The 19,988-nt window shown below is 56.9% G+C and carries 14 protein-coding genes, 1 tRNA gene and 3 pseudogenes; 10 read left to right on the top strand and 8 right to left on the bottom strand.

Annotated elements, in window-relative coordinates; translation table 11 throughout:
* Positions 1–41 precede the first annotated feature (41 nt).
* The 4 genes and pseudogenes from tnpC (AM571_RS21565) to tnpC (AM571_RS21580) all read left to right on the top strand — a co-directional run.
* Positions 42–1,616, top strand: coding sequence for an IS66 family transposase (tnpC, locus tag AM571_RS21565; protein WP_074061610.1), 1,575 nt, complete (start codon positions 42–44; stop codon positions 1,614–1,616).
* A complete protein-coding gene (locus tag AM571_RS21570; protein ID WP_064697834.1) occupies positions 1,613–2,179 on the top strand; it encodes a UPF0149 family protein in 567 nt (188 codons plus the stop codon). The genes tnpC (AM571_RS21565) and AM571_RS21570 overlap by 4 nt, the downstream gene beginning before the upstream one ends.
* 272 nt (positions 2,180–2,451) lie before the next feature.
* Complete coding sequence (gene tnpB / locus AM571_RS21575) at positions 2,452–2,799, top strand: IS66 family insertion sequence element accessory protein TnpB (RefSeq protein ID WP_057210537.1); 348 nt, start codon at positions 2,452–2,454, stop codon at positions 2,797–2,799.
* Positions 2,800–2,877: 78 nt separating this feature from the next.
* Positions 2,878–4,311, top strand: a pseudogene (gene tnpC, locus AM571_RS21580) (IS66 family transposase); the annotation flags it as partial.
* 27 nt (positions 4,312–4,338) lie between these two features.
* On the opposite strand, the gene AM571_RS38425 reads toward tnpC (AM571_RS21580), so the two are convergent.
* Positions 4,339–6,405, bottom strand: coding sequence for a recombinase family protein (locus AM571_RS38425; RefSeq protein ID WP_113514720.1), 2,067 nt, complete (start codon positions 6,403–6,405; stop codon positions 4,339–4,341).
* On the bottom strand, positions 6,392–6,571 hold the full coding sequence (locus AM571_RS21590) for a hypothetical protein (protein WP_051679588.1): 180 nt from the start codon (positions 6,569–6,571) through the stop codon (positions 6,392–6,394). The genes AM571_RS38425 and AM571_RS21590 overlap by 14 nt, the downstream gene beginning before the upstream one ends.
* A 306-nt stretch (positions 6,572–6,877) precedes the next feature.
* On the opposite strand from AM571_RS21590, the pseudogene AM571_RS21595 reads away from it, so the two are divergent.
* A pseudogene (locus AM571_RS21595) lies at positions 6,878–7,114 on the top strand (transposase domain-containing protein); the annotation flags it as partial.
* Positions 7,114–7,698 (top strand): plasmid pRiA4b ORF-3 family protein, encoded by a 585-nt coding sequence (locus AM571_RS21600; protein ID WP_074063547.1) that lies wholly within the window; start codon positions 7,114–7,116, stop codon positions 7,696–7,698. The pseudogene AM571_RS21595 and the gene AM571_RS21600, both read left to right, overlap by 1 nt.
* 256 nt (positions 7,699–7,954) lie before the next feature.
* On the opposite strand, the gene AM571_RS21605 is transcribed toward AM571_RS21600, so the two are convergent.
* The 6 genes and pseudogenes from AM571_RS21605 to AM571_RS21625 form a co-directional block, all read right to left on the bottom strand.
* A tRNA-Pro gene (locus tag AM571_RS21605) sits at positions 7,955–8,031 on the bottom strand.
* A 20-nt stretch (positions 8,032–8,051) separates the two neighbouring features.
* Complete coding sequence (locus AM571_RS37520; protein ID WP_081377174.1) at positions 8,052–8,294, bottom strand: helix-turn-helix domain-containing protein; 243 nt, start codon at positions 8,292–8,294, stop codon at positions 8,052–8,054.
* 468 nt (positions 8,295–8,762) lie between these two features.
* Positions 8,763–8,874 (bottom strand): annotated as a pseudogene (locus AM571_RS37525) (IS5/IS1182 family transposase); the annotation flags it as partial.
* Positions 8,875–9,163: 289 nt separating this feature from the next.
* Entirely contained in the window at positions 9,164–10,096 is a 933-nt protein-coding gene (locus tag AM571_RS21615; RefSeq protein WP_074063548.1) for a response regulator, read from the bottom strand.
* Positions 10,097–10,150: 54 nt separating this feature from the next.
* A complete protein-coding gene (locus AM571_RS21620; protein ID WP_074063549.1) occupies positions 10,151–11,959 on the bottom strand; it encodes an ATP-binding protein in 1,809 nt (602 codons plus the stop codon).
* The gene (locus tag AM571_RS21625) at positions 11,946–13,097 is read right to left on the bottom strand and encodes a cytochrome-c peroxidase (protein ID WP_155774498.1); all 1,152 of its coding nucleotides are present in this window, start codon (positions 13,095–13,097) and stop codon (positions 11,946–11,948) included. The genes AM571_RS21620 and AM571_RS21625 overlap by 14 nt, the downstream gene beginning before the upstream one ends.
* Before the next feature lie 222 nt (positions 13,098–13,319).
* On the opposite strand from AM571_RS21625, the gene AM571_RS21630 reads away from it, so the two are divergent.
* From AM571_RS21630 to AM571_RS21645, 4 genes are all read left to right on the top strand, one after another.
* Positions 13,320–16,517, top strand: coding sequence for an FHA domain-containing protein (locus tag AM571_RS21630; RefSeq protein ID WP_196776341.1), 3,198 nt, complete (start codon positions 13,320–13,322; stop codon positions 16,515–16,517).
* 152 nt (positions 16,518–16,669) lie between these two features.
* Positions 16,670–18,571 carry a hybrid-cluster NAD(P)-dependent oxidoreductase gene (locus tag AM571_RS21635; RefSeq protein ID WP_196776342.1) on the top strand — a complete coding sequence of 634 codons (1,902 nt, stop codon included), beginning with the start codon at positions 16,670–16,672 and terminating at the stop codon, positions 18,569–18,571.
* Positions 18,572–18,663: 92 nt separating this feature from the next.
* On the top strand, positions 18,664–19,101 hold the full coding sequence (locus AM571_RS21640) for a hypothetical protein (RefSeq protein WP_155774499.1): 438 nt from the start codon (positions 18,664–18,666) through the stop codon (positions 19,099–19,101).
* A 283-nt stretch (positions 19,102–19,384) separates the two neighbouring features.
* On the top strand, positions 19,385–19,810 hold the full coding sequence (locus tag AM571_RS21645) for a winged helix-turn-helix transcriptional regulator (RefSeq protein WP_074063553.1): 426 nt from the start codon (positions 19,385–19,387) through the stop codon (positions 19,808–19,810).
* Positions 19,811–19,988: the final 178 nt, after the last annotated feature.

Genomic DNA, 19,988 nt, shown 5'->3' on the forward strand with positions numbered 1-19,988 from the left:
GGTTTTGCTTGAAGATTCAGGCTCATATGGTAGGGTCTGCCATGCCGCTTCGACCCGATCCCTTGCCCCAGGATGCTGCGCAATTGACCCGGATCATTCTCTCGCTCGATGAAGAGAATGCCGATCTCAAAGCGCGCGTGGCCTTCCTTGAGCGCCAGCTCTTCGGGACGAAATCGGAGAAGATGACGATCATCGATCCGACGCAGGCAATGCTCGACCTTGGCGATCTCGGCGACATTCCCGTTGCTGCCAATGACGATGTCGCGCCCGTCGCCGAGGACAAGACGCAGGCACGGCGATCGCCAGCTCGCAATATCGGCCGTTTGCCCAAACACCTTCCGCGTTATGACGAGATCATCGAACCGGAGAGCAAAGTCTGCCCCTGCTGCTCATTCGAGCTTCATTGCATCGGCACGGATGTCAGCGAGGCGCTCGACATCGTGCCCGCGGTTGTCCGGGTCAAACGGACGATCCGTCCGCGCTATGCATGCCGGGCCTGCGAGAGCGTCATTGTGCAAGCGCCCGCGCCGGCGCGCGTGATGGATGGCGGCATGGTGACCACCGCCTTTGCCGCTCATGTCGCCGTTTCGAAGTTCGCCTGGCATCTGCCGCTCCATCGCCAAGCGCAGATGCTTGCCTCCTGCGGCGTGATCATCGATCGCGGCACCCTCGGCGCCTGGGTCACGCGGGTCGCCTGGTGGCTTGAACTTCTCTACGATGCGCTCACCGCCTTCATCCGCTCCCAGCCGAGGGTGTTCTGTGACGAGACGCCGCTTCCGCGGCTCGATCCGGGGCGCAAGCGAACCAAGGTGTGCCAGTTATGGGCCCAGGCAATCGACGACCGGCCGTGGAATGGTCCGGCGCCGCCGGCCGTTGCCTATATCTTTGCCGAAAGCCGCGGCGCTCGCGAAGTCGAGGGGCAATTGTCGTCGTTTACCGGCGTGCTTCAAGTTGATGGGTACCAAGCCTATAAAACCATGGCCAAGCGCCGGGGGAAGAGCAATGTCGCTCCCATGCGGCTGGCCTTCTGCCTTGCCCATGCCCGGCGCAAGTTCGTCGATGTCGTCAAGCTCACCGGCTCCTCGGAGGCTCTGTCGATCCTTGCCAGGATTGCCGAGATCTATCGCATCGAAGCGAGACTGCGCGGCGAAAGTGCCGATACCCGGCTCGTAGTGAGGCGCCGCGAGGCAGCTCCTGTCATGAGAGAACTGAAGGCCCAGATCACCGAATTGAGCGACGAGGTGTCGTCGAAATCGGCGCTTGGCAAGGCCGTCACCTACACGCTCAACCACTGGAGCGGACTGGCAGCTTTCCTGGAGGATGGCCGGATCGAAGTGGACTCCAACGTGGTCGAGCGTTCGATGAAATCCGTGGCCCTGACGAGAAAGAACTCGTTGTTTGTGGGCAGCGAGCGGGGTGGCAAGACCTTCGCGGTCCTGGCATCGCTCGTCAACACCTGTAAACTGAATGGTGTGGACCCCGAGGTCTGGCTTGCCGATGTGCTGGAACGCATCGTCGCGGGCAAAGTGAAAGCCAGCGAGATGGAAAGTCTCCTGCCGTGGAACTGGAAGGCTGAGCGCGAGGCGATGACAGAGCAGGAGCGACGGGCGGCATGACGCACAACAGCCAGGGCATGACGACCGCACGACCGAAGCTTGATGATGAGGCGTTCGAGGCGTTTATCAGGGGACGTCGTCCAGCATCGCCGATTTGGTCAATGAGCGGTCTCGATGGCTATCTTACGGCCCTCATCATCGGCCCAAGGTTCATCGACCCGCGTCAATGGATCCCGGAGCTGACTGGCCCGGATGCCCTGAACCTGCCGATGGAAACAACAGAACATCGGGCCGTGCAGACGATCGTTGCGGAGTATAACCGCATCTCCGCAAGCCTTGCCGAAACGCCGAAAGACCACCGGCCCAGGTTCACCAGGATCGATGACCAGACCTTTGATCCATTCGATTGGGACCTCTGCTTTCTGCTGGGAACACAATACGCGCCGAGGCTTTGGCAGCCCGTCCTTCGAGGTCATGCCGTCACTGGCGACATCATCGCGCCCATCCGCAAGCTCGGCGACGCAAAACACAAAGCAACCCGCCAGGATGCTGCGGACGTCGCCGAAGCACTTGTCAATATCCGCACCTACTTCATGCCGAAGCGGGCAAAGCAGAAGCTCTGACAAAGGGTGCTGTTGCGATGCCGTCAACGCTGAAAGCCGTGGGCTGTTCGTCGCGCTCACGATGTTTCGACGGGTCTGATCTACACCTGGCGCCGCCAAGCGCTGTCGGTGAAAGATGGACCTGCTTTCGTGCCGGCGACTGTCTTGGACGTCCCTGGCTGCAGCGATGGTGGCGCGGCGACCATCGTTGTGGACTTTGCGAACGGCACGAAGGTGAGGATTGCTTCCGCGGCACCTTATGATCTTGCCGCGGCAGTCATGCGTGCGCTCAAATGATCCCGATCAGTTCGAGCGTGCGTGTTTGGATTGCGAGCGGCCATTGCGATATGCGCAAGGGGATGCAGGGCCTGGCTCTGATCGTGCAGGAAGGTCTCGGTCGTGATCCGTTCAAGGGCGACGTTTTTGTCTTCCGCGGGAAAAGTGGTCGGCTGATCAAGGCTATTTGGCATGACGGAGTTGGCCTATCTCTATACGCAAAGCGGCTCGAGCGCGGCCGTTTCATTTGGCCGGCGACGGAGGGCGGAGCGATTGCGCTGACGGCTGGCCAGATGTCGTATTTGCTTGAGGGAATTGACTGGCGAAACCCGCAGCAGACATGGCGGCCGACGAGCGCGGGATAGTGTATTTTGGGCGGGATTTGCCGCCTGAAACACCAAGAAAAGCTATGCAAATCAGTGGTTTTGTGATTCACATCGAGCATGGAAACCGGCTCGGAAAATCACCGTGATCATGCTGCTGCCCTAGAAGCAGAGCTGGCGATAGCGCGGGCGGAACGGGCTACAGCTTTGGCCGAATTGGCTGTTGCCAAGGCCAAGGAGGCCGACGATCAGGCCATCATTCTTCGCCAGAAAGTCTACATCGAAAAGCTGCAACGGGAACTGCGCGGTCAGAAGTCGGAACGGACCGCGCGGCTGATTGCGCAGATGGAGCTGATGCTTGAGGACGCCGAAGCGACGGCGACCGAAGATGAGCTTGCCGCCGAAATGGCCGTTGCTGCAGCCGCGGCGATTGCGGTCACCGGCTTTACGCGCAAGCGGCCTGTCAAGAAGCCCTTCCCTGAACATCTGCCGCGTGAGCGTGTTGTGGTGCCTGGTCCGGTTGCCTGCAGCTGCTGTGGTGGTGAACGGCTTCGCAAGCTCGGCGAAGACATCACCGAAACGATGGAGAGCGTACCGCGTAGCTGGAAGGTCATTCAGACGGTGCGGGAAAAGTTCACCTGCCGTGACTGCGAGAAGATCAGTCAGGCACCTGCACCCTTCCATGTCATCCCGAGAGGATGGGCTGGTCCGAGCCTTTTGGCGATGATGCTCTGCGACAAGTTCGGCCAGCACATTCCCCTCAATCGCCAGGTCGAACGTTTCGCTCTGGAAGGTGTGCCAATCAGTCTATCGACAGCGGCAGACGCGATTGGCGCGTGCTGCCAGGTCCTTGACCCGCTGGTGCGGCGGATTGAAAGCCATACGTTCGCGTCTGAACGGATCCACGGTGATGACACGACCGTGCCGGTTCTCGCTCTCGGCAAGACCGTCACCGGTCGGATATGGAGCTATGTCAGGGACGATGCTCCGTTTGGGGGAGCGGCGCCACCGTCGGCGATGTTCTATTATTCCCGTGACCGGGCCGGTGAACATCCACAGGCGCATCTGGCCAATTATAGCGGCATCCTTCAGGCGGATGCGTATACGGGCTATGGCCAGCTCTATCTTCCTGATCGAAGACCGGGTCCGATTTATGAAGCGGGGTGTTGGGCGCACGCGCGACGACCGTTTTTTGCGCAGGCTGACCTGGAGACCAATGCGCGCCGAAAGGCGCAAGGCAAAAGTGCCGCCGTAATCTCACCAGTCGCATTGAACATGGTGCAGCGGATCGACGCGCTGTTCGAAATCGAACGCCAGATCAATGGCCGCACTGCGGTTGAACGAAAGGCAATCCGCCAGCAGTTATCAAAGCCGCAGATCGACGACATGGAAATATGGATACGCGAACAACGCGCCAGGTTGTCGCGCGGCAATGACTTGGCAAAGGCGTTTGACTACATGCTGAACCGTTGGGAATCCTTCACCCGTTTCCTCGACGACGGTCGTATCTGCTTGTCGAACAATTGCGCGGAGCGATCGCTGCGCGGTGTGGCGAGACGTGTTTCATTATGCACCCCTTCGTTAAGTGTATGTAAACATTGGAAGCGTGTCCGCGTCCACATCGCGCAACGGGCGACCTTTCCGGGCAATCGCCGCTTTGACCGGCTCGGACGTCAAATCGGCGGCCCGGATTTGATAGGGCGCTCGCGGAACAACCTGGACCGCAGGAAGAACGCCTGTGGAAACAAGGCGTCGTACCAGATAGCTTGAGACGCCCAACGCTTTGGCGACCTCTGCTTGCGTGAGCCATTCGCCATTTTTATCGGCTGAACGGTAGGCATCGATGCCACGCACGTAACGAACAGAACGGACCCGATGGGCTGTCCATGTCTTTCCCTGGCCGGTGGGAAAGCCCATTCGGTTGAGTGTGGCGGCGATATGCTCGTCTGACCAGCGGCCAGCCATGCCGCGTATGACTTCCAGTGCATCTTCGGCTGTCGCGCTGCCGTGTTCGCCAGACTGTGGCTTACGAACACGCAACTCCGAATGCTGACCACCTTTCCAATGAATGGTGAGGACAACGTCACGGACAGCATCGTCAACATCGACGATAATGTCCGCGATCAACGTTCGGAGAAGCTGCTGGCGTGCGCGCATGGTTACATCGGGAGCATTCCAGGCTGCCGACAGGTTCTCTGCGAGGTTGGAAAAGGCATTGGGATCAACGACGATCGTCGTTGGGTCGTGCGCGGGTTTGCGCATCTCCAGATCGCGTACGCGGCGCAATGCCGCCTCCCAGTTCTTCTCCAACTGAGCGGCAATCAGGCGGTTGTCGGGATCACATGCAGCATAGCGCCGTTCGGCAAGGCCAGCCTCGTAGCGGGCCTGCTGAAGTTCCAGGTCGAGGATCTGGCGCCGATCTTCCTGTCGTTCCTGATGCATTCGCTCCGCCTCGATCGCAGCTTCGATCGCCAAGGGTTCTACCGCTCGCAACAGCTCCCGTGCCACCGCCGTGTCGATCTTCGGAGCACCGAAGGTCATACAACGAGGCTGCCCAGCCAGGTTACCTCTATCACAGCGGTAGACCGGCTGGCTGATCGGACCGCCCCTATAGCAAACACTGAGACGTTGGCCGCAACGGGCGCACGTCAGAAGGCTTGATAAGAGCGCCTTGCCCCCGCGGCCTGATTTTGCGCCATCCTGGCGACCATAGGCGTTGAGCGCCAACTGCTTCTGATTGCGCTCAAACTCATCCCAGCCGATGTAACCCTCGTGATGATCCTTGATCATCACCTCCCAAGTGCCCGCCGGCTTGTAATGTCCGTAGGTCCGCCGCGCTCGCCCCTCAACAATCGAGGTGCGCTTCTCACTTTTGCCATATACATAAACGCCTGCATAGAATGGATTTTTGAGAACGCTGATCACATTGCGGTAGCGGATCGGCTGCCAGATGCAGTTCGTCATGCGGCCTTCGTCGGCAGGCCGCGGGAAGTGGATCTGCTCCGCCTGCATCGACAACAACACCTGACGGGCGCTGCCGAGCTCGCGAAAGCGGGCGTAGATAAGCCGGATCACTTCTTGCAGACGAATATCGGGATCAAGCCCCAGGCCTGCCTCGCGATGCCATACATAGCCGAATGGAACCGACAAGCGCAGTTCGCCGCGGTGCGCCTTCGACCTTGCGGCATCGAGCATCCTTGCCCGCAGCACACCCAACTCGAACTCGCTGATACTGCCTTTCATGCCAAGGAGTAGGCGATCGTTGGGGTGGCAAGCGTTGTACACCCCGTCATGATCGATAACACGGGCTTCGACAAGTCCGCACAGTTCGAGCAAATGATGCCAGTCGCGCCCGTTGCGCGCGAGCCGCGACGCATCGAAGCACAGGACAGCCCCGACCTTGCCAGCGCAGAGCCAGGCGACCAGACGGTCGAAGCCGGGCCGCGCTACCGTTCCACTCGCCGATCGCCCGAGATCGTCATCGATAACCTCGATGTCGACAAAGCCGTAGCTACGTGCGATGTCGACCAGATCATATTGGCGCCGCTGGCTTTCCAGATTGGTCATGACCTGGGATTGCGAGGACTGGCGTACATATACGACCGCCTTGCGCTGAAGCACGGTCGCCGGGAGATCAGCGCTTGTCATCGGCAAGCTCCTCTATGCTGATGCCAGCGGCCTGCATCAGAATCCGGGCAAGCGTCAGAACGACTTTCATCCGTTCCGTTTCGTTCATCCCGTCTATCCGGCTGGGTTCGAATATCAGGTTCATCTGTCTGCCCGAGTTCAACGCGGGCGCGGCGTGCTGCTTCATCGACTTTCTCCCGTGCGAATCCATCATCGCGTCTGGAGTGTGGCGGAGCAGCGACGACCGTGACCAGCCTCTTCAATTCGGACAATGCCAGCAGATCGACCTGTGGCGCACCCGAGGTCATGCCGGCGCAAACGACCGGATCAAGCATCCAGGCAGCCATCGAAACGACGGCACCTGACGGACCTAACACCTTGAGAAATTGGCCCGTTGCTCGATGCTCTACCCGCCGGACGTTGACCTTGCGGCCAAAATACGGATGCCAACGATAATAAACTTCCAATTCCTGACCGACATGGGCAGAATGAACGGGCAATGGCGCTCGGACGAAAGGCCTGGCTATTTGCCGGGTCCGATCGAGGGGGCCAGAGGGCGGCGGCAATGTACAGCTTGATCGTCACCGCGAAAATGAACCGCATTGACCCACAGGCCTGGCTTGCAGATGTTCTCGCCCGCATCGCCGATCATCCAGCCAGCCGGATCGATGAGCTTCTCCCCTGGAATTGGCGGAAAACCACGACATCGCCACTGAGGCAGGCGGCCTGATGGCAGGTCCTCTCGTTCGCTTAAAGATCACGCTCGATGACGTTGATCCCTTGGTGATGCGGCGCGTTGTCGTCCCATTCCGCATTCGGCTTGATCGGCTTCATGAGATTCTTCAGGAGGCCTTCGGCTGGACCAACTGCCATCTATATGAGTTCAGGATCCGTGACATCGGGTTCGGCGTGCCTGATGGCGGCTTTGATGGCCCCATCGATGCTCGCAAGGAAACTCTTCTTGCCGCTATCGAAGATATCGGCGCGAGATCATTCAAGTATCTCTATGACTTCGGCGACGGCTGGACGCACACCGTGAAAATCGAAAAGACCTTTCCGGCTACCGCTGGCTTCGATGATCCCTTCCTTCTCGAGGTTGTCGGACGATGTCCACCTGAGGATGTCGGCGGCCCATGGGGCTACGAAGAGTTCCGCGAGGCAATTGCGGACACCAACCATGAGCGTCACCACGAACTTGTAGAATGGTGGGGCGACGCACACTACGATCCTGGCGACGTCGACGCCGCCAATCTCCGCAAAAACGTCGAGGCTCTAGCCGCAAAGTGGAAGCGCCGATCGCGCAAAAAAACCTGACCCTGCGGTCCTCGGCGAATGCTTACTCATTACTGAACGCCCCCCGCTGCTTTGTTGAAGACCAGCCGACGCATGACGTCGATACGTTGCAGCCGTGGAGCGCCACATCTCTATTCGAGAACGCCTGGACGTGGTTCTGGCAAAATTGAGGACTGGGCTGGCCGAGGGATTCTTGGTCTGGAGGCTGCGTGGCATAGGTAAATCTGTCAGCGTCACGCATGGTCCTATTTTGTCCACCCGGCGTTGGGCGTTGCGATGGTGCGCCCGGCAGGGTTCGAACCTGCAACGGCCAGAAACCAAGTCTGGAACTCTATCCGATTGAGTTACGAGCGCATTGCTGTACGATCGCGCACTTATGAATCTATAAGCACGGTTTCCCCGAGTTGCAGCGCTGATGCAATGCGGCGCAGCTTGATAGGGTCGGCATCGTCGCCGCCTTCTATCCTAGTGATTTCCTTGATCGTCAAACCGCATGTGACCGACAGATCCTCAATGCTATACTCTCGTGCTTTTCGTGCGGTCTTTACGAAGTTGCCGCCGGAAGCGATTGCAGCGGTCGCGGCTGCGGGGAGAGGCCGAGGGCTGGTGGAAATCATGGGTAATACCGTCTTGCTGAAACGGCTGCGTCAAGGACACGAACCGGCAACGGGCCCGCGTCGACTATCCGCTTCGGTAAATATAAATTGAGCTTCAATATCGATCCTTCATATTAAGCAGTTGTAAGAACAGTCGCATTATTGCGACAAACTCGACATAACGGAATCAGCGATTCCATCAAAAATCGTTAATGTGTTTACGTACTGCCCAACACCAATTACATCTAATTGTCCGGTTGACTAGAGCATATTTGGTTGCATTTGAAACTTGGGTGATGTTGTTCCTAGGCGAGCAGGATTTCTACCAATTTATAATTTCTATGCGGTTGTGCTCGCCGAAGAGATCATCCGTCATCAAGCCAAGATGGAACGCTCCTTGTCATCGTTGCACATAGGGAAGACACCGTTTGATTGTTTAGCTTAAAAGCAGCTCTTTCTCTTCACCGGATGATTACTCCACAACCGGCTCGCGTCGTTCACAATCTGCCGGATTGCCCGCAGCGGATGATTACGACGAACACGATCCTCCAGATCGACATAACTGAAAGAGTTGACCCATTCTCACATCGCCGCCGCGCATCAATCAACTCCGAATCTCGACAAAGCCAATGAATCACGACCAAAGTCTTCACGCCAGGGCCTTTTTCAACAGCCTGCTAGGGGAGCGTGGCGGATGATCCGCAGACGTTCATCATCTGTGGCCACGGCGCGGGACGGATCAGGTTTATCTTATCCTCCTGATGCGAGCCTCTGGCGTTTGTCGGATACGTGACCGGTCGAGTGTTGATGTCGGCTCATCCGAGGCGCGTGCACTCCTCAAGCCGGTCGCTTTTGCGCTAAGGACGACCCTTCAGGACGGCGCTGCCGTGTCAACTGACCTCGGTAAAGCGGCGAAGGCTTTCCACGAAGCTGTCATACACCATATTATTGCTGGAATCGCCGCTAAGTTCGCGCTGCATGCGCAGGCGCACGACACGGGGATCGGCAAGACGGCGGTGGTGTTCGCGCATCGCCGCGTTTACGGCCAGTCGAAAGAGGTTGGGGCTGAGCGGCTGGATGGCGAAGCGATAGATCCGGCCGCTGTTAATGAGCTTGATGATGGTGTCGCTTTGTGGTTTAGATGTCATTACAACGACGGTGATCGCCGGATCGATACGTGCGACCTCCGACAGCATTTCCGTCATGTCTACCCCATCGACCTCAGCCGTGGTAACGATGACCCCAATCTGCTCTTGGATGATGAATTTGATCGCTTCCTTGACACTGGAGGCGGCATGTACCCGGTAATCATACGTGAACATCTCGACCACTTCCTGACGATCGTTGTCGCAGCCGTCGATCGCAAGCAACTGGGACGCAATGCTGAACTGCGGCTCTGCGTTATCATCCTGCCAGATCGGCGTGATGTTCTTTCGCGTCATCCTTGCGCTACGGGCGGTTTCGACAGCATCGGCTATGACTGCGCGAAGTTCCGTCTGGTCCCACGGCTTGTTAATGAAGCGATACACTTCACCCTCGTTGACGGCGCCGATGATCGCGACAAGATCGCTATAACCTGTCAGAAGAATACGTATGGTTTCCGGCCACCGCTCGCGCACCTGTGACAGCAACTGAATACCGGTACATTCCGGCATGCGCTGGTCGCTGGCGATCACATCGACCGGAATTGTTTCAAGAATGGCAAGAGCTTCGCGGGCGCTCAGTGCCGTGTAGATCTCGTATTCGCTGCGGAAGATCATCTTAAGGAGACGCACGATGCGTTCTTCATCATCGACGAAAAGCAGAACGGGTTTGTCACTCATTTTATTGAACCTCAGATTGATCGTGGCACCCCAAATCGATAAGAAAAAACTCTTTTACGCACGCTTCAAAATGTTCTCATCTGAGCTGTCTGCTTCCATTTGCGGTATGAAATCCGAATATTTCTCGTCCTGTCGCGGTAGCGTTATGGTAAACACTGCCCCCTTGCCAAGTTTTGAATTCACAGTGATTGTCCCGCCGTGATTTTCGATGATCCGGTAGCATATGGACAATCCCATGCCCGTTCCCTTGCCAACGGCCTTGGTCGTGTAGAACGGATCGAATATCTTGCTGATCTGTTCCTCCGTCATTCCGGGACCGTCGTCGCAGACATCGATTTCAATGGTGTCGGACGACGTGATGCGTGTCCGCAGTGTCAATGTGCCTCTTTTCCCACTCTCGCCCATCGCATCGGCGGCGTTGACGATCAGATTCAATAATACTTGCCTGAGCTGTGACGGGGATCCCATCATAGGCGGCACGGAATCAAACTCTCTTCGAATGTCGGCGACATACTTCAACTGCGGCCGTGCGATCACTAGCGCGCTTTCTATCCCTTCCTCAACCGAGAAGCTCTCGATATGGCCCTTGTCCAGCCTGCTAAAGTTCTTCATCGTTTTGACGAGCGTCGTTATTTCCTCGATCCCGTGCAAGCCGTCTTCCAGGAGAAGCTGCATTTCCTCACGCTTCTCACGCGTGGCGTCATCGTCTTCGCCAACCTGGGCGACCGCAAGGTCAGGATCTGACGTCAGCCGTTCCTTGATCACTTCGAACACTGCCTTTACGTATGCGAGCGGTGTATTGATCTCATGGGTTATCCCCGCCACCATTTGGCCCAGAGCCGTCAGCTTTGCAGACTGTAAAAGTCTTTCCTCCACATCGTGATTGACCTGTTGAAGCACCTTGTTTTCTTCGTCAATCTTAATATAATTTTGCCTCAAAACAAATAGAAGTGAAACGATTGAAAGAGTTAAAAGTACACATACTAATCCAGATACATACCACAGCAATGTATAATGGTTGGATTGTTCTCCTTCGACCATTTGGATTTGATTTTGCACTTCAACGGCTACCGTATCAGTTGGAATCGAGCTCAGTGAGAGGATCAAATCATTGCCGCGCTGCCTCTCCTTCGTTGCCACCTCGACTTGCAACAGAAATCGCTCCAGGGATCGCTGCAGGTCCGGAGATACGCTGCCACTGGCTTTACGTGCAGCCTCGATACGCGTTGCCACGGTTTCGCGCAGCAGTGGTGTCGGCGACGTGGAAAAGCTCACCAGGCCGGTAATGACTTCAGTCACCAGGTCCGCCATGCGCTTGTTCGTTGGCTCATCCATCTTCAACGAATCGGGGTCAGCGAAGGAATCCGCAATGGCATCCGGAAGAACGCTCATGGAATTGCGGAGCATGGCGTAGCTGGCCTTGACCTGCTCGGACAGCCTGCTCTTCTCGTTCACGGTATTGACATAGACCTGGAAGTCAGCGGCCAACGGAGAGAGGCTTCGCTGCGCCGCTATTGTGTTCTGCAGCCCCCGAAGGCCGAGCTTCAGCTTGTTCGCGGCATTGGTGACGGCGTCGTAATTAGGGCTTACCCCGAGCTGTAGCGAGAGGATTTCCGAGTCCCACTGCGCTTCTAGCCCACGCATGGTTTCGAAATCGTTGCGGAAGGCGGGAAGCGTGTTGTCTGGGGTCCGCAACAGCCAGATCAAGCCGCCAAGGCTCGCCGACAGCACAAGGATGAGGATGAGACATGCGATCCAAGCAGCTTTGGAGGAAGCAAAGTCTCTGATCGGGGAGGTCTTCAAGATCTGTTTCTTTCCTGTTGGCTGGCTGCTTTGGTTGTTCCCGAAATCATCGGTCGTCAAGGGACGTGCCCTGATATTCTCCAGTCAGCGTTCTCAAGAACTCTGCAAGTTTGCCTGTATCATCGGCCGTCAACGTTCGGCCAAGCTGATGCGAGGCCATCACGCCGATCGCCTCTTCCAAAGTCTGAGCAGAACCATCGTGGAAGTAAGGAGCGGTATGTGCGATGTTTCTCAGCGAAGGAACACGGAAAACGGGGCGGTCGTCAGAGATGCCGGATTCCGGAGCGGCACCAGGAGTAGAGTCCCCCTGTGCCGCCGAGGTCGGCTTGCCGAAAATACCGAAGATTTGCAGCATGTTGCCGCCAATGTTCACGCCTTGGTGGCAGGATATGCAGCCGAAATCCTTGAACATCTTATAGCCAGCTTTCGCCTCCGGGCTGATCGCGTCGGCTTCGCCTCGTAGATAGCGATCAAACGGGGCGTTTGGCGTATTCAGTGAGCGCTGAAAGTTCGCGAGAGCATCGACAACGCTGTCCTGCTGTATGCCTCCGGGGTAGATCGTGGCGAATTCCGCAACAAGGCTTGAGTCATTTTTCAGGCGGTTGAGAACCTCTTCCCATCGTGTGGCCATGGCGGTTTTGCTTTCCACAACGCTATGGGCCTGCTGTTCGAGGGATAACAATCTGCCGCTCCATGTATATTTAGAATTCAAGCCCACATTAAAAAGTGTGGGCGTGTTCAGTACACCTGGATTTCCCGGCACGCCGCGTGACAGCGCCAAACCGTCAGCCATGCCAAGATGTGTCAGATGGCAGCTTGAACAGGCGAGGCCGTTTCCTGCCGAAAGCCTGCTGTCATTGAAAAGTTTTCCGCCTAGCGCGACCTTGTGCTGATCGAGCTTTGTCTCGAGCGGTACCGGCGTGATTGGCTCGTGCGGCGACAGCTCGTTCGCCACGGCGACAAACGCTGTGAAGGCAATGCCTGCTGCGAGACATAAGATGGCCTTGTCGGGCGAGGACAACAAGCGAAGCATGCCCTGTTTGCAAAAATCGCAGGCCGAGCGCAAGGCAAAACGAAATCGTTTTTCGGGGCACTCTGCTTCGTCTTTGTTTGTCACGAGCCGCGCCTCATCGTTTTTGCAATCGAAAGTAATATTGATGCCCGCCGCATTGTTAAGCAGGACATGCGTTGGAAGCAATCATGCGTGACTGTTATTCCACCATGGCCGAAACGACGGTTTGCCACGACGGAATCAATATTAGTCTGGAGTTTGGACAATAAGTTGCGCTCTGAAAACAGACCTGGTTTCAACTGCGAACGCCGTGGATGCTGGGATTTTCCGGCGCGGTTTCTGGTGCCAAGCTGCGACTTTAGAGGCATCACGGGGAGCGGGATGTTTTCACGCGTTTCGGAACGGAAAATGCTCAGCGTGCGCGGCTTGCTTCTTGCCGGCTGGCTTGTATTGATTGCGTCACTGTTCTGGGATCCTGTCTCGATCACCCTGACAGAACCCGACAAACTCGGCAGCCCGTTTCGCGTCGACGATCATGTCGTCAACATTCAGGACGAGGAGCTGGTCGCCACGCCTTATGCCATGGGAACGCGCGTCTTTTGGACAATGCTCGTACCGATCGTTCCGCTATTTCTCATGGTTTTTGGACATGAGGCTTGGCGCAGGGTATGCCCGCTTTCGCTCGCATCCCAGATCCCGGGCTATCTCGGCATACGGCGATTTCGCAGCAAGCTCGAGCGCCGCACCGGGCTCATAACGCGCAAAATACCGTTGATCACCCCCAACGGCTGGATTGCGCGCAATAGCTGGTACATCCAGTTCGGGATGCTGTTTACCGGCATCACGGCGCGTCTTCTTATCATCAACACAGACCGAACCGCGCTAGCCATCGCTCTTTTGACGGTCATCGGCCTGGCGATGCTGACGGGCGTACTCTGGGGCGGCAAAACGTGGTGCAACTATTTCTGCCCGGCAAACATCGTCCAGAAGATATACACGGAGCCGGGTGGCATCGTGGAAAGCGCGCCGCACTTCTCGCGCCCTTTGGTTCCGCAATCCATGTGTCGCAAATCAACCCCCAAAGGCGATGTCAGCACCTGTGTCGCATGTACCGCCAATTGCGGCGACATCGACCTTCAGAGATCTTACTGGAACGGAATTCTCGATCCTCAGCGCCGGAATGTGTACTACATGTTCTTAGGACTAATATTTGGCTTCTACGGGTTCTATTATCTCTATTCCGGAAACTGGGACTACTATTTCTCGGGCATCTGGACCCATGAGGAGGGCGCCGCGCAGAGAATTCTCGGACCAGGCCTTTTCCTGAACAGGCAGGCCGTTCCCATCCCCAAGCTCGTGTCCGCACCCCTTGTTCTGGCCGTCTTTTGCGGGACGGCGCTTCTGCTTGGATGGGGTCTGGAAGCTTTGTACCGGCGCTATTGCAGCAGGAAGGAAAACATCTCTGAAAAATTGATCGTCCATCACTGCCTTTGCATCGCAGCTTGGGCTTCTATCAACGCCTTCTATCTATTCGGCGGGCGCCCGAACATCCTTTTGCTTCCGGATCTTAGCGGGCGCGTCATCGATATGGTGATCGTTGCGCTCACGACGATCTGGTTGCGTCTGGCGCTGCAGCAGAGCCCGACCCGCTACCAGCAGGAAAGCATGGCTTCCAATCTTCTGGGCGAGTTGAAGAAGATGAAGGTGAACGTCAGCAAGTTTCTCGACGGTCGCAAGCTTGAAAGCCTGAAGGCCGAGGAAGTCTACCTCTTGACGAAAGTTCTTCCCGGATTTTCGCAGCAGCAGAAGCTGGACGCATACCGTAATATTCTTGAGGAAGCGGTCGTCAACGGCAGAACCGCAAGCGCTGGTTCGCTGAAGCTTCTGCAAGATTTTCGCGCCCAGATGAACATTTCCGAAGAAGAGCATGAAACGCTACTGGAACAGCTCGGATGCTCAAATGTTTCCGAGGCCGGCATCCCCTATATGACCGACGAGGAACGGCAGGAATCGATGGGTCACTATCGTATTCTTCTCAACAGTGCGCTGATGACGCGGCTTGAAAAGGGAGCTTCCCTACAGGAGGTCTTCGCCGACGCCAGCTTCCAGGCAACGGTGCAGGTGCTGCGTCAGAGCCTGCAGATAAACGACGAAGACCACGAGCGTGCGCTCCAGGACCTGTCATCGCAGGTCACAGTTGTTTCTAGAAGCTTGGACCAGACCCTCGAGTCCCTGCTCCGGCAGAAGTCCCTGCGGTTGTGCATTGAATCGGCTATAATCTCCGACCCTCTCGGAGCGACGCTCCTTGATCTGCTGCATGATGCGATGGATGCGCATGAGCAGGAAATGAGGGTCGAGGCACTATCGATCCTGCGCAATTCCAGCGCCGAGTCGGACCAACTCAAATATGCTGAAAACCTAATCTCGCTTTGTGGTCACGAGCTTGCCCTCGTTTTGCGGCAGTCCGTTCCCGGCAAGCCTGGTAAACGCTGGCGTGAGGCGTTCGACCCCAAGATCGTCGCAATCCTCACGGGTGAAGCGAAAGCCGATCCGGCGGGTAAGCCGCAATCCGCGGGGCAGCGTTGGACGCATCGAAAGGCCGTTCTTTTAAGCCTCGATACGGCCAGCAACCTTCGGCACATGCTGGAGTTCAAAGATCCGGTCATCAAGGCGATAGGCCTGATGGTCTTCGGCTACATCGATCAGAAAGTCGCTCGGGACGCAGCAGAGAAAATCCTTGATGGCCTACCCAACCGGGAGCATCCGCTGCTCGTCGCCGCGTTCGAATACATGGCCGGAATGGCCGGCGTATCGGATGTGACCGCGGACAATATGTCACTGCACGCAACCATCCGTGTCGCCGGGCAAAGGGACCAGCTTTTCACGTCGGCGAAAAGTCGCATCACGATCGGCCGGTCGCTCGACAACGACATTTCGCCCATTCATCCAGACATATGGGCTTATCATGCCGCAATCACCTTGCGGCATGGCGAGATTCGCTTGGTTCGCCTCGACGAGGGAAGGATCTACATAAACGGCAAGCAGCTTGTCGAAGAGTCCGTTGTTTTGAAAAAGAAGAGCATTGTGACATTTGGTGGTGCCACCAACGAAGCCCCTCAGATCGAGATTGATTGCGAAGACAATTTCGGTACGGACAATACGCTCGTCGTTCATCCGGTTCTGCGTCTTGCGATGCTGACGCGCAATGCGCATCTCGCCAAATTGCCGCTTGCGGATCTTGCCGGCATCGCTCTGCAATCTCATGTCGAGCGTCACGTCAAAAGCAGCAAACTAGAGGCCAAAGCCGGTCTGTATTGTCATTTCCTCATACAACGCGGGCAGATCAGGCTTTTTGACCCCAGGCGCATGGATTTTGTTCCGGAAATCGCATTCGGCACGGGAGACCTCGTGAATGCGGAGCTTACCGATCCGGAATCTCCGCTTGTGCCAGAAGTGACAAGCGACTTCGCGATAGTCCTACAGGTGCCACCGACGCCGGAGATCATTGCAGCGGCTTCCAGGCAAGGTTTGAACACGACCAGCATACTTGCCCGCATGAGCGGGAAAGCGCAGGACCAACATGACCGATTGCCGCGCAAGCATTGATCGTATTTTCTGGGAATGTATTTCAAAATACTGTTTATAATTTGAATCATAGAGGACTATAGGTCATGAATACATTGGGCAAAATAGAAGTCCCAAATATTAACCATGAGGTTGCGAAAATCGTTTTCTCCATGTTTGTTTATGTGTCGGACGTGGAAAAGAACATCACAGCGCTCGAAGTGCGCAAGTTCCAGGTTTTGATCAGAGATACCAGCTGGATCGACAATAAGGATCTTCGCAACGCGCTCATAGAACTTCTGGACAAGTATTCATCCTTCTGGGGGGACTATGAAGACGAAGTGTTCAAGGTCGATGGCCGGACCATCAACGAAGCCATCGACCGGGCGGAGATGGTCTTGGGCCCGGAGCGCGGCAGCAATCTCCGCCTGGCGCTGGGCAAGTTCATGGAGCGGCTCGAAAATAGTGCCTTTGGCTTCAAGGTCGCCCAAGGCGACCAGAAATTGCGGGCGCAGGCACGCAAGGAACTAACGTTGATCCTCGGTAAGGCTTACCGGCCAGAGATCGCCCAGATGCTTGACCAGCGTCCCGGAGCTCCGATCGCGCCGGCGACGGCTCGCACTCCGGCGCCTCCGGCGTCGGTCGCTTCTCCCGCGCTGTCAGCCAGCGTATGGCCGGCATCGGCGTTGTCCCCGGGGCAGACAGGCGTCTGGTCGGTGGGGAAGACAAATGTCCGTTGCGTTTCCGTCACCTGGGAAACGGCCGATACCAAAACCTACAGCTTCGTTTCCGATCCTCCAACGTTGTTTCATTACAAGCCGGGGCAGTTCGTCGGCATCGAGATCTCCCTGCCGAACGGAGTCCTGCGGCGAAGCTACACGATCTCGTCGTCGCCTTCACGACCCTACACCCTGTCGATCACCGTCAAGAAAGTTCCGATGGGCTGGATGTCTAACTGGCTGTTCGACAACATGGTCGAGGGGTTTGAATGCGCCATCAGCGGTCCGGCGGGCAAGTTTACCTGTTTCGATTATCCCTCGCGTAAGCTGCTTTTCATGGCGGCAGGCAGCGGGATCACTCCAACCATGTCCATGCTGCGCTGGCTGGCAGACACGGCGTCCGACGCCGATATCGTTTTCATCAACAATGTGCGAACGCCCGATGACATCATTTTTCACCAGGAGCTTCTGCATATGAGCACTCGCCTGGCTGACAAATTGAAATTGGTGATAGTCCCGGCGGCGGCATCGCCGGCACGGCCGTGGCACGGGCCGATCGGCAAGCTCGACGAGATGCTTGTAAAGACATACGCACCCGACTTCAGGGAGCGGGAAGCCTTCGTCTGCGGGCCACCCGGCTACATTGCGGTTGCCAAGTCCCTGTTGGCCGACATGGGATTACCTTTGGAGAAATATCACGATGAAAGCTTTGGCGGATTACCGGCCGCTCCGCCAGTGCCGGCTGCACGCAAGGCCCTGCCAGCCGCTTCTGCGATCGCGTCGCCGGCGCCGAAAGCTGGTCCTGTTCCGGGTAAGCCCGCCGAGACCGCCCCCGTCGATCTGGCGCGACAGGCGGCGGGCAGCGGGCTCTTGCCATCCCGGTCAAGCGCTGTTGCCAATGCGGCGTCCGCAATGAATGCCGCAGCGAAGGCGCCTGCGAATTCACAGGCCTTGACGATACCTCGCGCCACTCCTCACACGCTGATTGCGCCGGCAACAGCGCCCAATGCTACGGCGTCCGCAATGAATGCCGCAGCGAAGGCGCCTGCGAGTTCACAGGCCTTGACGATGCCTCGCGCCACTCCTCACATGCTGATTGCGCCGGCAACAGCGCCCAAGGCCGAGATCTCCATCGAGGGTACGTCCGATAAGTTCGGCATCGCGCCGGGACAAACGATCCTGGAGGCGGCGGATGCCGCAGGCGTTAGCCTGACCCATTCCTGCCGTGCCGGCGTTTGCGGCGCGTGTAAGATACGAAAGGTCTCGGGCGAGGTGCAGATGGACAACCAGACGGTTCTTTCTCAAAGAGACGTCGATGACGGCTACATCTTGACCTGTATTGGAAAAGCCACCGGCAAGGTTGTGCTCGCGCCATAACCGATTTCGCAGTTCCTGTTTAAACGTATGATAGCTGAGATAGGGATTTTTCAAATAAGATGAAATGTGGGACACCTCTAGACGCCCGGGAAGTGTCGCCTACCACGGTCTTCATGCCGATGATCGGTCTTTCGAACGTCATCACACAGCTTGAAAACGGCGGCGTGGATTTGGCGCTCGGGATCACCGACGATACGCCGCCCGGATTTTACTGTGACGCCTTGCCGCCCGTGGCAACGGTCTGCATGGCGCGCAAGGGGCATGTGGCGATAACCGGCAAGATCGCCTATGCCGATCTCGGACGCTTTCTCTCGCTGCGTATCCGCAGCACCTACAATACCGGCTTCGGCGAAGCTTATGATGGACTGGAAATGCTTCGCCCGCGTGGTTGTGAGACGCTGACCGTGCCGGATATCCATACCGCCGCGCGACTTGTCTGCGAGGTTTCTCGCCGCGCGCTACGGTCTAGCAACGTTCGTTCCGAAAAAAGGTGCGTTGCCTCCCTATCAGATATCCATGATCTGGCATGAAAGATGGCATCGCAACAGTATCCACGCCGGCGTTCGCAGCATGATCGCCTCTGATATCATAGAGCCGGGATGAGTGAAGTATTGGTAAGAAAAAACCTTACTCACCTGCCTTGTCCGAGTGCTTTTCTCCGCCGTAGATGAAAAGGAAACTGTGGCCCGACTGGATTGTTACAGGTGTAGCCGTTCGGTGAAAGCATTGCTGCCTGCATGCTTGTGAATCTGTCCGCGGTACTGAAAGATGCCTGGAGTCAAAAACGCGTCATAGTACAAGAAAGGTACCGAGATGTTGGAAGAACCACATTGCCGCACTGAAAGGGAAGCTGCCTCGCCGATCGAACTGGCCCTCGGACTGCTTGCGGGGAAGTGGAAGGGCGTCATCCTTTTCCATCTGCTGGACGGAACCGCCAGGTTCAGCGAGTTGCGACGCCGCGTACCGGCAATCACCCAGAGAACGTTGACCAACCAGTTACGCGATCTGGAGCGCGACGGTCTGGTGGTGCGCAAGTTGTATGCGCAGGTGCCGGCGCGTGTCGAGTACTCGATGTCGCCCTTCGGGCAGACGCTCGAGCCCATCCTGCGCGCGCTGCAGGGCTGGGGACAGCATTACGAAAAACGCCTTTTCGGAAGCAGGGAACCATGTGATCTGAAGGCAACGGCCCCGCTCGGCGATGCGCCGCTGCCATCGAGCCCGCTGGATCTTTTTCGATAGCCGGCTTGCCGCAACACATCAACGGTACTGTTCGATGCTGAGACGACGTTAATCCGCAAAAGAAAAAAGGCCCCCAAGCGTTTACCGATGGAAGCCTCATCTCATTCTCTAACAGGAAATGAGAATCGCACTTCCATCAAGCATAGTCAAGGGTTTGAACGCCTCCGGGTGAACGATT

It is taken from the genome of Rhizobium etli 8C-3 (assembly GCF_001908375.1).
Classification (GTDB): Bacteria; Pseudomonadota; Alphaproteobacteria; order Rhizobiales; family Rhizobiaceae; genus Rhizobium; species Rhizobium etli_B.